The 12306-nt window shown below is 74.4% G+C and carries 11 protein-coding genes and 1 pseudogene; 6 read left to right on the top strand and 6 right to left on the bottom strand.

Annotated features, from left to right (window positions below):
* Positions 1–3 precede the first annotated feature (3 nt).
* Entirely contained in the window at positions 4–720 is a 717-nt protein-coding gene (locus KK617_RS10905) for a PaaX family transcriptional regulator C-terminal domain-containing protein (protein ID WP_277500029.1), read from the bottom strand.
* Positions 721–848: 128 nt separating this feature from the next.
* On the opposite strand from KK617_RS10905, the gene KK617_RS10900 reads away from it, so the two are divergent.
* The 4 genes from KK617_RS10900 (at position 849) to ppgK (ending at position 5022) form a co-directional block, all read left to right on the top strand.
* A complete protein-coding gene (locus tag KK617_RS10900; RefSeq protein ID WP_277500028.1) occupies positions 849–2483 on the top strand; it encodes an acyl-CoA dehydrogenase family protein in 1635 nt (544 codons plus the stop codon).
* Positions 2480–3247 (top strand): crotonase/enoyl-CoA hydratase family protein, encoded by a 768-nt coding sequence (locus KK617_RS10895; protein WP_277500027.1) that lies wholly within the window; start codon positions 2480–2482, stop codon positions 3245–3247. Before KK617_RS10900 ends, KK617_RS10895 begins: the two co-directional genes overlap by 4 nt.
* Positions 3248–3312: 65 nt before the next feature.
* Positions 3313–4248: an asparaginase domain-containing protein gene (locus KK617_RS10890; protein WP_277500026.1), complete on the top strand. Its 936-nt coding sequence runs from the start codon at positions 3313–3315 to the stop codon at positions 4246–4248.
* 9 nt (positions 4249–4257) lie between these two features.
* The gene (gene ppgK, locus KK617_RS10885; protein WP_277500025.1) at positions 4258–5022 is read left to right on the top strand and encodes a polyphosphate--glucose phosphotransferase; all 765 of its coding nucleotides are present in this window, start codon (positions 4258–4260) and stop codon (positions 5020–5022) included.
* A 37-nt stretch (positions 5023–5059) separates the two neighbouring features.
* On the opposite strand, the gene KK617_RS10880 is transcribed toward ppgK, so the two are convergent.
* Positions 5060–5530: a MarR family transcriptional regulator gene (locus tag KK617_RS10880; protein WP_277500024.1), complete on the bottom strand. Its 471-nt coding sequence runs from the start codon at positions 5528–5530 to the stop codon at positions 5060–5062.
* Between the two features lie 68 nt (positions 5531–5598).
* On the opposite strand from KK617_RS10880, the gene KK617_RS10875 reads away from it, so the two are divergent.
* Complete coding sequence (locus KK617_RS10875) at positions 5599–7689, top strand: MMPL family transporter (RefSeq protein ID WP_277500023.1); 2091 nt, start codon at positions 5599–5601, stop codon at positions 7687–7689.
* A gap of 43 nt (positions 7690–7732) precedes the next feature.
* Here the strand turns inward: KK617_RS10875 and KK617_RS10870 are convergent, their stop codons facing one another.
* Positions 7733–9451 (bottom strand): endo-1,4-beta-xylanase, encoded by a 1719-nt coding sequence (locus KK617_RS10870; protein ID WP_277500022.1) that lies wholly within the window; start codon positions 9449–9451, stop codon positions 7733–7735.
* Positions 9452–9685: 234 nt separating this feature from the next.
* Between KK617_RS10870 and KK617_RS10865 the strand changes: the two genes are divergently transcribed.
* The gene (locus KK617_RS10865) at positions 9686–10480 is read left to right on the top strand and encodes a hypothetical protein (protein ID WP_277500021.1); all 795 of its coding nucleotides are present in this window, start codon (positions 9686–9688) and stop codon (positions 10478–10480) included.
* Positions 10481–10504: 24 nt separating this feature from the next.
* Here KK617_RS10865 and KK617_RS10860 read toward each other — a convergent pair whose 3' ends face one another.
* The 3 genes and pseudogenes from KK617_RS10860 to KK617_RS10850 all read right to left on the bottom strand — a co-directional run.
* On the bottom strand, positions 10505–10960 hold the full coding sequence (locus KK617_RS10860; RefSeq protein WP_277500020.1) for a heat-shock protein HtpX: 456 nt from the start codon (positions 10958–10960) through the stop codon (positions 10505–10507).
* Positions 10961–11044: 84 nt separating this feature from the next.
* Positions 11045–11716 carry an arsenate reductase ArsC gene (locus KK617_RS10855; protein WP_277500019.1) on the bottom strand — a complete coding sequence of 224 codons (672 nt, stop codon included), beginning with the start codon at positions 11714–11716 and terminating at the stop codon, positions 11045–11047.
* A 22-nt stretch (positions 11717–11738) separates the two neighbouring features.
* Positions 11739–12306 (bottom strand): annotated as a pseudogene (locus KK617_RS10850) (arsenical-resistance protein); the annotation flags it as partial.

Below are 12306 nucleotides of genomic sequence, written 5' to 3'. Positions count from 1 at the left end.
GGTTCAGACCGAGGCGAGGTGGCGCAGCTCCGCCTGGTACGCGGCGTACGTCGATCGCAGCGCCGCGCCCGGCCAGTCGGCCGGCAGCAGGGCAGCCGGGAGCAGGGGGTCGGCGGCGAGGTGGCGGACCAGGTGCGCGGCCGCCGCGAGGCGCAGCGCGGGTTCGTGCGTGCGCTGCAGCTGGTCCACCAGGCGGCGTCCCTCGGCCGCCCAGCCGGTCAGGTCCCACAGGCGCGCCGCCACCGAGGCCCGCCCGTCGTCGGGCCGGCCGGTGAACGTGACGAGCACGGGGTCATCGGCGTAGCGCCGTGGGCGGCGGAGGTTGGCCGGGCGCACCCACAGCCCCTCGCGGAGCTCGGCCAGCCGGTGGGCCGTGAGGGTCTCGCGCAGCGCGGCGCGCTCGGGGGCGCTGCGCCCGGCGACCACGACCGCGGCCATCTCCCAGGTGCCGTCCCACGGCGTCTCGGCGTCCAGGACCGCCTCGTCCTGGCGACGTTGCCGCCGCACCAGGCGGTCGCCGAGCACGTAGTCGCCGTCCTCTCGACGTACGTCGCCGGCCGCGACCGCCCGGGTGAGGGCGACCCGCAGGGTCGGCGCCGGGATGCCGAAGTGCTCGCCGGCGCGCACCAGGACGGCCGGGGTCCAGCGCAGGGGCTGCGAGCCGAGCATGAGGGAGAGCACGACCGACCTGGCGGGGAGCGGCTTGAGGTCGAGGTCCACGACCGAGATCCTCCCAGTCTTACGCTCGTAGACACACTCGACGTTCGATCTGTAATGTCGTCGGTGGTCCGCAGGCGCGGTGCCGCGGCGCACGACCCCCGACCTTCGACGGACAAGGGACGACCACGATGACCACGACCCACGAGGTGTTCAACCAGGCCCCGCCACTGGTGGGCCACAACACCGCCGCGGACCCGGCGCTCCGCGAGGGCGTCGAGCGCGAGGGCGCCGCCTGGGCGCTCCCCGAGATCGACGAGCTCGGTCGGCTCGCCGGCACCGCGGAGGCGCAGGACTGGGGGCGCCTCGCCGAGCGGGTGCCGCCGCGCCTGCACACGCACGACCGCTACGGGAACCGTGTCGACGAGGTGGAGTACGTCCCGGCGTACCACCAGCTGATGCGCACGGCCGTCACGCACGGGCTGCACGGCGCGCCGTGGGCCGACGACCGGCCCGGCGCCCACGTCGCGCGCGCCGCGAAGTTCTACGCGTGGCAGGTCGACGCGGGCCACGGTTGCCCGATCTCGATGACGTACGCCGTCGTGCCCGCCCTCCGCGCGAACCCCGAGCTCGCCGCTCGCTTCGAGCCCCTCCTCACCAACCGCGAGTACGACCCCGGGCTGCGCGACCCGGAGTCGAAGCGTGGCCTGATCGCGGGGATGTCGATGACGGAGAAGCAGGGCGGCTCCGACGTGCGCGCCAACACCACGACCGCGGTGCCGCAGGCCGACGGCACCTGGGAGCTGCGCGGCCACAAGTGGTTCACGAGCGCGCCGATGAGCGACCTCTTCCTCACTCTCGCGCAGACGCCGGCGGGCGTCTCCTGCTTCCTGGTCCCGCGGGTGCTGCCCGGCGGCGAGCGCAACGCGATGCGCTTCATGCGCCTGAAGGAGAAGCTCGGCAACCGGTCGAACGCCTCGTCCGAGATCGAGTACGACGCGGCGACCGGCTGGCTCGTCGGCGAGGAGGGCCGGGGCGTGCGCACCATCGTCGAGATGGTCAACATGACCCGGCTCGACTGCGTGATCGGGTCCTCGGCCGGCATGCGCACCGCCGTCACCGCGGCGGCCCACCACGCCCGGCACCGCTCGGCGTTCGGCGAGCTCCTCGTCGACCAGCCGGCGATGGCCAACGTCCTGGCGGACCTGCACGTCGAGTCCGAGGCGGCCACGAGCGCCATGACGCGCCTCGCGGGCGCCAACGACCGCGCGATCCGCGGGGACGAGGGTGAGCAGTCCCTGCGCCGGATCGCGCTGGCCGTCACCAAGTACTACGTCTGCAAGCGTGCGCCGATGGCGGTCGGCGAGGCGCTCGAGTGTCTCGGCGGCAACGGTTACATCGAGGACTTCGACCTGGCCAGGACCTACCGCGAGATGCCGCTCCTCTCGATCTGGGAGGGGTCGGGCAACGTCGCTGCGCTCGACGCGCTGCGGGCCCTGGCGAAGGAGCCGCACACGCTCGACGCCTTCCTCGGCGAGGCCGACCTGGCGCTCGGGGCCGACCGCCGCTACGACGCGGCCGTCGACCGGCTGCGGAAGGAGCTCACCTCCTTCGACGACGTCCAGCTCCGCGCGCGGCGCATCGTGGAGCAGATGGCCCTGGTGTTCCAGGGGTCTCAGCTGGTCCGCCACGCGCCGGCGGCCGTGGCCGACGCGTTCTGCGCCTCGCGGCTCGACCGCGACTGGGGCGGCGCCCTCGGCACGCTGCCGCCCGGGCTCGACCTCGGCCCGGTCCTGGCGCGCACGACGACGGACTTCCCGGGATGACCGTCCACGTCGAGAGCCGCGGGCCCGTCACGGTCGTGACCATCGACCGTCCCGAGGTGCGCAACGCCGTCGACACCCCCACGGCACGGGCGCTGCACGCGGCGTTCGTCGCCTTCGACGCCGATCCCGCGCAGTCGGTGGCGGTCCTCACCGGCGCCGGCGGGACCTTCTGTGCGGGCGCCGACCTGAAGGCGGTCAGCGCCTCCCGCATGAAGATCGCGCCGCCGACCGGTGCTGCCGACGACATCGGGCCGATGGGCCCGTCGCGACTGCAGCTCTCCAAGCCGGTGATCGCCGCGGTCGAGGGGTACGCCGTCGCCGGCGGCCTGGAGCTCGCGCTGTGGTGCGACCTCCGCGTCGCGGACCCCGCGGCGACCTTCGGCGTCTTCTGCCGGCGGTGGGGCGTGCCGCTCATCGACGGAGGCACGATCCGGCTACCGGCACTCATCGGGCGCTCGCGTGCCCTCGACCTGATCCTGACCGGACGTCCGGTCGGTGCCGACGAAGCGCTGCAGATGGGCCTGGCCAACCGCGTCTCGGCCCCGGGCGAGGCGCTGGCCGAGGCCGTCGAGCTGGCCGAGCAGATCGCCGGGTTCCCGCAGGTGTGCCTGCAGCAGGACCGGCTGTCGGTGTACGACCAGCACGGCCTGCCCCTCGACCGCGCCCTCCGGTCGGAGTGGGACCACGGGACCGAGGCGCTCCTCGAGGCCCTCGAGGGTGCCACGCGCTTCCGGGACGGCGCCGGGCGCCACGGCGCCTTCTAGACGAGGCGGCTCCCCGCCGTCGGCCGTGGTGGGATGACGGGCAGGTACGACGGAGGGAGCAGGCCGTGGGCACGGTCGCGGTGGTCACGACGGGCGGCACGATCGCGAGCGTGCGGGACGCCGACGGCACGAGCGCGCCGGCGCTCGCCGCCGCCGAGCTGCTGGCCGGGGTCGCGGTGCCCGCCGGCACCGAGGTGCGCGTCGTCGACCTGCTGGCGGCGGACTCCTCCGTGCTGACGCTCGCCGACATGCAGGCCGTCAGCGACGCGGTGGGCGCCGAGCTGGCGCGCCCCGACACGGTCGGCGTGGTGGTCGTGCACGGCACCGACGCGATGGAGGAGACCGCGCTGCTGCTGGACCTGCAGCACCGCGACCCGCGCCCCGTCGTCGTCACCGGGGCCCAGCGCACCGCCGACGACCCCGACGCCGACGGGCCCGCCAACCTCCGCACCGCCCTCGCGCTCGCGGCGGGGACCCATGGCCGCCCCGACGCCCCCGGCGTGCTCGTCACCATGGGCGGGCGCGTGCTCCCGGCCGCCGGCACGACGAAGCGCAGCACCGTCGCCGTCGACGGCTTCGCCCACGAGCCCGGCGGCGCGCCGCTGCCCCACCTGACCGCGCCCGTCTCCGGCGTGCGCGTCGACCTCGTCGCGGTGCACCCCGGCGGCGACGCCACCCACCTCGACGCGAGCCTCGCGGCCGGCGCGCACGGCGTCGTGCTCGCCGGGCTCGGGTCGGGCAACGCGACACCGGCGATCGTGGCGGGCGTCGCGCGCTGCACCGCCCGCGGCGTACCCGTCGCGGTCTCCACCCGCGTGCCCACGGGCCCCCTGTCCCCGGGGTACGGCGGCGGGGGCGGCGGGCACGACCTCGTCGCGGCCGGCGCCGTGCACGCGCACGTGCTGCGGCCCGGCCAGGCCCGCGTGCTGCTGGCGGCGCTGATCGCCGCGGGCGCCCCGGACGCGCAGGTGCGGGCGGCGTTCGGCCCGCCCGGCTCCTAGGATCGGCGCATGGACCTCCCCCTGGGCATCGACTTCGGCGGCAGCGGCATCAAGGCGGCCCCGGTCGACCTCGACTCCGGCGAGTTCGCCGCCGAGCGCGTGCGCATCCCCACCCCGGAGGCGTCGACCCCCGCGAACGTCACCGCGGTGCTGGAGCAGCTCGCCGAGTCCTTCCCCGCGAGCGACGCGCCCGTCGGAGTGACGGTGCCGGGCATCGTGCGGCACGGCGTCATCGGCTCGGCGGCCAACATCGACCAGAGCTGGATCGGCACCGACGCCGCAGCGGTCTTCGGGGACGCGCTGGGCCGTCCCGTCCACGTGCTCAACGACGCGGACGCGGCGGGCCTCGCCGAGGTCCGGTACGGCGCGGCAAAGGGCCACGACGGCGTCGTGCTCGTGACGACGCTCGGCACCGGGATCGGCGCCGCGATCGTGCACGACGGCGTGCTGGTGCCCAACGCCGAGCTGGGCCACCTGTGGATCGACCTCGGCGAGGGCTCCGACCCGCGCGCCGTGCACGCCGAGTCGTGGACCGCCAACAGCGCCCGCGAGCGCGAGGACCTGTCGTGGGAGGAGTGGGCCGGGCGGCTCACCGTCTTCTACCGCACCCTCGAGCGGCTCTTCTCCCCCGACCTGTTCGTGGTCGGCGGCGGCGTCAGCAAGAAGGCCGACAAGTTCCTGTCGCACGTCGACGTCGACACCCCGCTCGTGCCGGCGACGCTGCGCAACTCCGCCGGCATCGTCGGCGCCGCCCTGGCGGCCAGCCGGGCCTGAGCGCCCGCGCGCTCCCCGGCCTCGCTCCTGGCCCTGCTCAGTGCGGCGCCGGGCCCGCGACGGCCTCGAACGCCTCGACCGCGCCCCGCAGGTAGCGCGCGACGACGGCCCGCTCGGCGTCGTCGAACTCGCCGTCCACCCGGGCGAGGGTGAGGAACATCGGCAGCAGGTGGGCCCGCACCTCGGCGCGCCCGGAGTCGGTCACGTGCACCTCGGTACGCCGGCGGTCGGCCGCGTGCGGGCGCCGCTCGGCGTGGCCGCGGGCGACGAGCCGGTCGACGATGCCGGTCGCGGCCGGCGCCGTGACGTCGAGGCGCCGGGCCAGCTCGGCCGGACCCATCGGCGTGCGGGAGATGGCCTCCAGCGCCGACATCTCGTGGTCCCCCAGGCCCGCGTTCCGCGAGACCAGGCGGTGCACCGCCGCCCCCCGGTCGAGGAGGCGACGCAGGAGCAGGAGCGTCTCGGTCTCCGCCCACCCCTGCCGCAGCTCCGGCCCGGACTCGCTCATTTTGTTTCACCTGCTTAATGGTTAAGGTGACGAACGTTCGTCCCCCGATCTTGGCACAGGAGTGTTCCTTGTCCACCACCCTCGAGCGCCTCCGGACCCTCATCGTCGGCCGCCGCACGGCGTGGGTCGTCGCCCTCCTGCCGCTGCTCCTCGCCGGGACCGTGATCGGTCTCGTCGGCGAGGGCGAGCGCGAGCGGACGCCGCTCGACGCCGTACCAGCCGGGGCGGACAGCACCGCCGCGCTCGAGCTCGCCGAGGAGCTCCCGGAGCAGGACGGGTCGACCGCCATCGTCGTGTTCACGGCAGGCGAGGCGGGCTCCGACGCCGACCTCGCGCCGTACCTGCCCGACCTCGAGGCCGCGGTGGGTGAGCTGGTCGCGACGTACGGCGGGAGCGGCGGCCAGGAGCAGGGCGGCCAGGAGCAGGGCGGGGGCGGTGGTCCCGGTGTCGTGCCCGCCGAGGACGGCACGGCGGCGATCGGCATCGTGCCGCTCGACGCGTCGACCTCGACCGAGGTGGCCGACGCGGTGGAGGACCTGCGCGCCGACCTCGACGAGCTCGTGCCCGACGGCGTGGAGGCCCAGGTGACCGGGCCGGCGGGCATCCAGGCCGACCTGGCCGCGGTCTTCGCCGGGGCCGACACGCGCCTGCTGCTCGTCACGGCCCTGGTGGTCGCGGTGCTGCTCGTCGCGACCTACCGCAGCCCCGTGCTGTGGATCGTGCCGCTGGTCGTCGTCGGCGCGGCCGACCGGCTCGCCGCGATCCTCGCCACCCAGGTCATGGCGGTCCTCGACGTCGCGTGGGACGAGTCGACGGTCGGCATCCTGTCGGTGCTCGTGTTCGGGGCCGGCACCAACTACGCGCTGCTGCTCATCTCCCGCTACCGCGACGAGCTGCGCACCCACGAGGACCGCCGCGAGGCCATGGCGCTCGCGCTGCGCCGTACTGCCGAGGCCGTGCTGACCAGCGCGTTCACCGTCGTCGCGGGCGTCCTGACCCTGCTGCTGTCGCTCACCCCGACCACCCGCGGCCTCGGGCTCGCGTGCGCGGTCGGCATCGCGGTGGCGGCCGGGTTCGTGCTGCTCGTGCTGCCCGCGGCCCTCGTCTGCTTCGGCCGCTGGGTGTTCTGGCCGCAGGTGCCGCGCCACGGCGACCGCGTGCTCGCCGAGACCCGCTCGACCTGGCGGCGCGTCGGGGACGCGGTGGCCCGCCGCCCGCTGGTGTACGTCGCCGGCGCCACCGCCGTGCTCGCCCTCATGGCCGTCGGCACGTTCCGCATCTCGACCGGCCTCGACACGGCCGAGCAGTTCCTCGACCAGCCCGAGGCGATCACGGCGAGCGAGCGCCTGGCCGAGTCGTTCCCCGCCGGCGCCGCCGAGCCCACCCAGGTCGTCACGCGGGCCGACGCCGCCGAGGTGCTCGCCGCGGTCGAGGGGGTCGACGGCGTGGTGCAGGTCGTGCCGTCGGCGCAGGGCGACGGCATCACCCAGCTCGACGTCACGCTCGCCGCCACCCCCGGCGGCGACGAGGCGGAGCAGACCGTGCGCGACCTGCGATCGGCGCTCGCGTCGTACGACGACACCCACGTCGGCGGCGCGTCCGCCGACTCCCTCGACGAGGCCGAGGGCAACGCCCGCGACCGGCTCGTCATCCTGCCGCTCATCCTGCTGCTGGTGCTCGGCGTGCTGGTGGTGCTGCTGCGCTCGCTCGTCGCGCCGGTGGTGCTCGTCGCCACGGTCCTGGCGACGTGCGTCGCGGCGCTCGGCGCGTCGTGGTGGGTGTTCACCGGGCTGCTGGGCTTCGACAACCTGGCGGGCAACGTGCCGCTCTTCGCGTTCCTGTTCCTCGTGGCGCTGGGCGTGGACTACAACATCTTCCTCGTCACCCGCGCCCGCGAGGAGGCGGCGGAGCACGGCACCCGCGAGGGCGTGCTGCGTGCGCTCGGGGCGACCGGTGGGGTCATCACGAGCGCCGGCATCCTGCTCGCGGCCGTCTTCGCGGTGCTCGGCGTGCTCCCGCTCGTGGTGCTGGCGCAGCTCGGCGTCGTCATCTGCCTCGGTGTGCTGCTCGACACGCTGCTCGTGCGCACCGTCGTCGTGCCCGCCATCGCGCTCGTGCTCGGCGAGCGGTTCTGGTGGCCGCGGAAGGTCCACGCCTGAGACGGGCCGCCTCGCGATCGGGAGCCCCGCAGGCACGCGCCGGTCAGTCCGCGAGCACCTCCCGCAGCGCGGCGTACGCCGGCGTCGGCCTCCCGTCGGAGAACAGGAAGTCGTGGCCCTGCTGCAGGCCGCCGTCGTCGTCGACGAACCAGTCATACCGGTCGTCCACCCCCCACGTCGTCCAGGAGACGCACGCCTGCGAGCGGAGGCAGGTCGCGAGGACGGTGGCGTACTGCTCCGCCTGTGCGTCCCGGCCCTCGGCGTCCGTGACGTCGTTCTCGGAGATCCGGGCGACCAGCCCGACGTCCTCGACGGCGTCGAGCGTCGTCGCGAGGTCGTCGGCCGAGATGGCGTCGGTGTCGAGGTCGTAGACGTGCGACTGCAGGCCCACGCCGTCGATGTGGCCACCCTGCTCGTTCGTGTCGAGAGCGAGCCGGAGCAGGGCGTCCTGACGGGGCCCCGGAACGTCGGCGCCGTTCTCGTTGATGAACTGCCGGACGGCCGGGTCGGCGTCGTGGACCGCCTGCGAGACCACGACCGGGTACGTCGGCCCGAAGACACGGTGCCAGACGTTCTCCTGCAGGGTGGTGCCCTGGTCGACGTCGAACGGTTCGTTGACGACGTCGAGCGAGTCGAGACGGCCCCGGAAGTGGGTGACGACGGTGGTCACGTAGTCGAGCAGGACCGCGGCGCTGGCCCGGCGCTCCTCCGCGGAGTCGGCGGGGAGCTCCCGCATCCAGCGGGGCATGGCCTCGGAGAACGCGATGGTGTGGCCGTGCACGGCGATCCCCCCGCTCTCCGCGAGGTCCAGGAGGGCGTCGGCCTCCTCGAAGGTGTACTCGCCCGGCCGCGGGGAGAGGGCCTGCGGCTTCATCGCGTTCTCCGGGGTGAGGGCGCCGAACTCGCCCACGAAGCTGTCCGCGTAGTCCGCGTCCGAGACGAGCGGGCCGAGGGCCACCGCCGCCCCCACCAGGAAGTCCGGGCGCGAGCGGGCGGCGAGAGCCTGCAGACCGCGCGGCGACGACCCGGCGTCCGTCGCGGCGGGACCGGCGGTCGCCAGATGCGCACCACCCGGCGCAGCGGCGGTGAACGACCTGACCGAGAAGGACCCTTCCTCGCTCGACAACCCCAGCCAGAGCTCGCCCGAGCCGAACACGTCGCCGAGGGGCACCGACGACAGCGTCTCGCTGCCGCTCGCGACGGCGAGGTCGTCGCCGGAACGGTGCACGGAGAGCTCCGCCTCGGGGTCGGGGACCGTCACGTGCTCGTCGTACGCCGGCTGCGGGTCGGTCACGTCCTGCTGGGGGGAGCCGTCGAAGACGGCGATCCGGAGGTCCTCCCCGTCGAGCGTGAGCTGCAGACCTGCCGGCTCGATGCGGAACTCGTCGGCGATCACCGGCGGGCTGTCGTGGACAGCCAGGGTGGCGTCGGCGGTCACGTCCGTGAACGACGCGCTGAGGGAGAAGTCGTCCGCGGCCACCAGGTGCGTTCCCGCGAGGTTGACCGGCGGGTCCGGCTGGCCTCCCCCGCCGTCCTGCTCGACGATGCTCCTCCCCGTGGCGGACACCCGCAGTGCGCCACCGTCCGCACCACCCTCCGGCACGACCCCGGGCACGTGCCCCCAGTCCTGCTGCAGCAGGTCGACGACGGTGCCCCGCTCGGTCGGCGCGTCGGTCGATGTGCAGCCCGCGAGGGCGAGGAGGAGTCCGACGGTCACGCCCACCAGCCAGGGCTCCACGGGATGGGTTCTCGGTGCTGCCACGGCTCGCATCCTCCCGTGTGGTGGGGCCTTCGTCCGACCTGGCGCCGCGAATCGTGCTGTCGCGTCCTCGGGTGCGGCCAGGTTCGGCGGGTGGGCGACGAGGAACCTGGGAGATGGCGCGGGTGGACGCACGAGGTGGGCGAGCCGCCGCGCGAGCGACGGGGACCGGGAACCGATCGGAGCACCACCGCGTCCGACCACCTGTCGGCTCGCGTTCCGAGGGAGGTGCCCGCCATGGCCGGGTGGAGGTCGGTGACCGTCGTCGTCGCGGCTGTCGGGCTGGTGCTCGGCGGCTGCACCGCGGACGAGGAGCCCGCGCGGTCCGCGGACCCCTGCCCCCCGGTGAGCGCTCCGGTCCCGAGCCGACCGCCCGAGGTGGACGCGTCCGTCGTCCGCGGCCTCGCGGGCTACGACTACGAACCCTTCCCCACCCTGACCGCCGCGGTCGAGGAGCACGACGTCGCCGTCAGCGGCCGCGTGCGGGGCTGGTCGGACGGCGGGTCGGTCCGCCACGGCCGCTACCGCCGCTACTTCGCCGTCCTGACCGTCGACGTCGAGCACGCGACCAAGACGCTCGACCCCACGCAGCGCGAGGTCGCCCACGTGGTGGTCGAGCGGGGCATGGAGCCGGTGGACGCAGACGGGGCGCCCGTCCAGCACACCGGCCGTTCCACGCCGACGCCCGTGCCCACGGTCGAGGAGTACGAGCGCGCCACCCCCGCCGGTGCCCGCGTGCTGGTCATCGGCAGTCCCCCCGACGACGCAGTGCCCGAGCCCACCCCACCGGCCGACGCAGGTCCGTGCCCCGGTTCCGGTCCGCCCGCCGGAGCGCCCCTGGTCAGGCCCGCCCTCCAGGGCTTCCTCGTCGAGACGACGAGCGGCGGGTTCGACTCGATGGTGGTCGAGGTCGCGGACCTCGAGCACTGGGCCCGGCACGCCGCCGAGCTCGCCGGGAGCGACGCGACCACCCCCGGGACCCCCGGGAGCTACCAGGTGCTGGTGGAGGAGCTGAGGGCCGCCACGCGCTGACCAGGCCCGCTCGAGCCGGGATCCTCAGTCGGTGGCGAGGAGGCTCGGCGGGAGGTCGATGTCCGACACGAGCTCGACGAGGAGCTCACGGACGCGGCCGTCGATGTCGGCGATGATCCGTCGTACCTCGGTCTCGTCCTGCCCCTTGGGGTCGTCGAGGGGCCAGTCGCGGTAGCGGGCGCCGGGGACGTAGGGGCAGTTCTCGCCGCAGCCCTGCGTGATGGCCAGGTCGCTCCCGGCGATCATCTCGGTGGTCAGCAGCTTCGGGGACTCCCGTGACGTGTCCAGTCCGAGGGACTCCAGCACGCGGGCGACCTCGGGGTGGACGTGCTCACCGGGCTCGGTGCCGGCGGAGATCGCGACCACGCGGCCCCCGGCGTAGTGCTCCGTCAGCAGGCGGGAGGCGACCGAACGGCCGCCGTTGGCGCGGCAGGCGAACACCACGGTGGGCACGGTCGAGTCGGACGTCGATGCGGTCATGCGGAGGGGCTCCTAGATGTGGGGTCGAGGTGAGGGGGACGCTGCCGGCCCGGCGCAGGGCGGCCGGGATGGCTGCTCGCGGTCTCAGCTGTTGGTGAGCTCGTCGACGAGGGCGCGGGCTCGGGTGTCGATCTCGTCGCGGATCGCTCGGACCTCGGCGGGGCTCTTGTGGTCGGGGTCCTCGAGCGCCCAGTCGAGGTAGGTCTTGCCGGGGTAGATCGGGCACGCGTCGCCGCATCCCATGGTGATGACGACGTCAGCCGCCCGCACCACGTCGTCGGTCAGCGGCTTGGGGAACTGCGCGGAGAGGTCGAGGCCGATCTCGGTCATCACCTCGAGCACGGCGGGCTCGATCTCCTCTGCCGGCCGGGAGCCGGCGGAGCGGACGTGGATCCGACCCTGGGCATGGTGCTCGATCAGTGCCGCCGCCATCTGGGAGCGGCCGGCGTTCTGCACGCACACCAGCAGGACCTCGGGTACGTCGTGGGCGATGGCGCCGCGCGACTGCGCCAGCGCGGTGAGGCGGTCGTGGGCGAAGGTCTCGGCCAGGGTGGGGAGGTACGCGGTGACCTTCGCGGTCCGTTTGAGCGCGGTGTAGGACTCGAACAGGTAGCGCTCGATGGTCTCCTCGGTGAAGTGCCCCGAGAACTGTGACGCGAGCCGATGCGCAGCGGCGTGGAGCAGGTCGTGGGGGTCGCTGATGCCCGGCATCAGGGGGGCGCGCTCAGCAGTAGGAGAGGACGGGGGCTGGGTCACGGGGTTCTCCTCGGTGCTCGGGTCAGGCAGCGGACGGCTGGATGGTCGTCTTGTCGTTGCGGTCACGCAGCCACAGGGCGACGTACACGAGGGCGACGAGGACGGGCACCTCGATGAGGGGACCGACGACGCCGGCCAGGGCCTGGCCCGAGGTGACGCCGAAGGTGCCGATCGCGACCGCGATGGCCAGCTCGAAGTTGTTGCCGGCCGCGGTGAACGCCAGCGTCGAGGTCTTGGCGTAGCCCAGCCGCAGGCGGACACCGACGACCCACGAGACGCCGAACATGACGAGGAAGTAGGCCAGCAGCGGCAGCGCGATCCGGGCCACGTCCCAGGGCTGGGAGGTGATGGCGTCACCCTGGAGGGCGAACAGCACGACGATGGTGAACAGCAGCCCGTAGAGGGCGACGGGGCCGATCCTCGGCAGGAAGGTGCCCTCGTACCAGTCGCGACCCCTGGTCCTCTCGCCGACGAGGCGCGTGAGGAACCCGGCGACCAGCGGGACACCGAGGAAGATCAGCACGCTGAGGGCGATGGCGCCGACGGAGAACTCGGCCGACGTCGTCTCCAGGCCCAGCCACCCGGGCAGG

Source organism: Nocardioides sp. ChNu-99 (assembly GCF_029493445.1).
Lineage (GTDB): Bacteria > Actinomycetota > Actinomycetes > Propionibacteriales > Nocardioidaceae > Nocardioides.
The sequence above is the reverse complement of the archived record's forward strand: the minus strand, read 5'-3'. Positions and strand labels throughout refer to the sequence as shown.

What these genes read in the sequence shown, in the direction of transcription:
- KK617_RS10900 (WP_277500028.1), top strand. Translation starts at nt 849, where the DNA reads ATGACCACGACCCACGAGGTGTTCAACCAGGCCCCGCCACTGGTGGGC.
- KK617_RS10895 (WP_277500027.1), top strand. Translation starts at nt 2,480, where the DNA reads ATGACCGTCCACGTCGAGAGCCGCGGGCCCGTCACGGTCGTGACCATC.
- ppgK (WP_277500025.1), top strand. Translation starts at nt 4,258, where the DNA reads ATGGACCTCCCCCTGGGCATCGACTTCGGCGGCAGCGGCATCAAGGCG.
- KK617_RS10880 (WP_277500024.1), bottom strand. Translation starts at nt 5,530, where the DNA reads ATGAGCGAGTCCGGGCCGGAGCTGCGGCAGGGGTGGGCGGAGACCGAG.
- KK617_RS10865 (WP_277500021.1), top strand. Translation starts at nt 9,686, where the DNA reads ATGGCCGGGTGGAGGTCGGTGACCGTCGTCGTCGCGGCTGTCGGGCTG.
- KK617_RS10860 (WP_277500020.1), bottom strand. Translation starts at nt 10,960, where the DNA reads ATGACCGCATCGACGTCCGACTCGACCGTGCCCACCGTGGTGTTCGCC.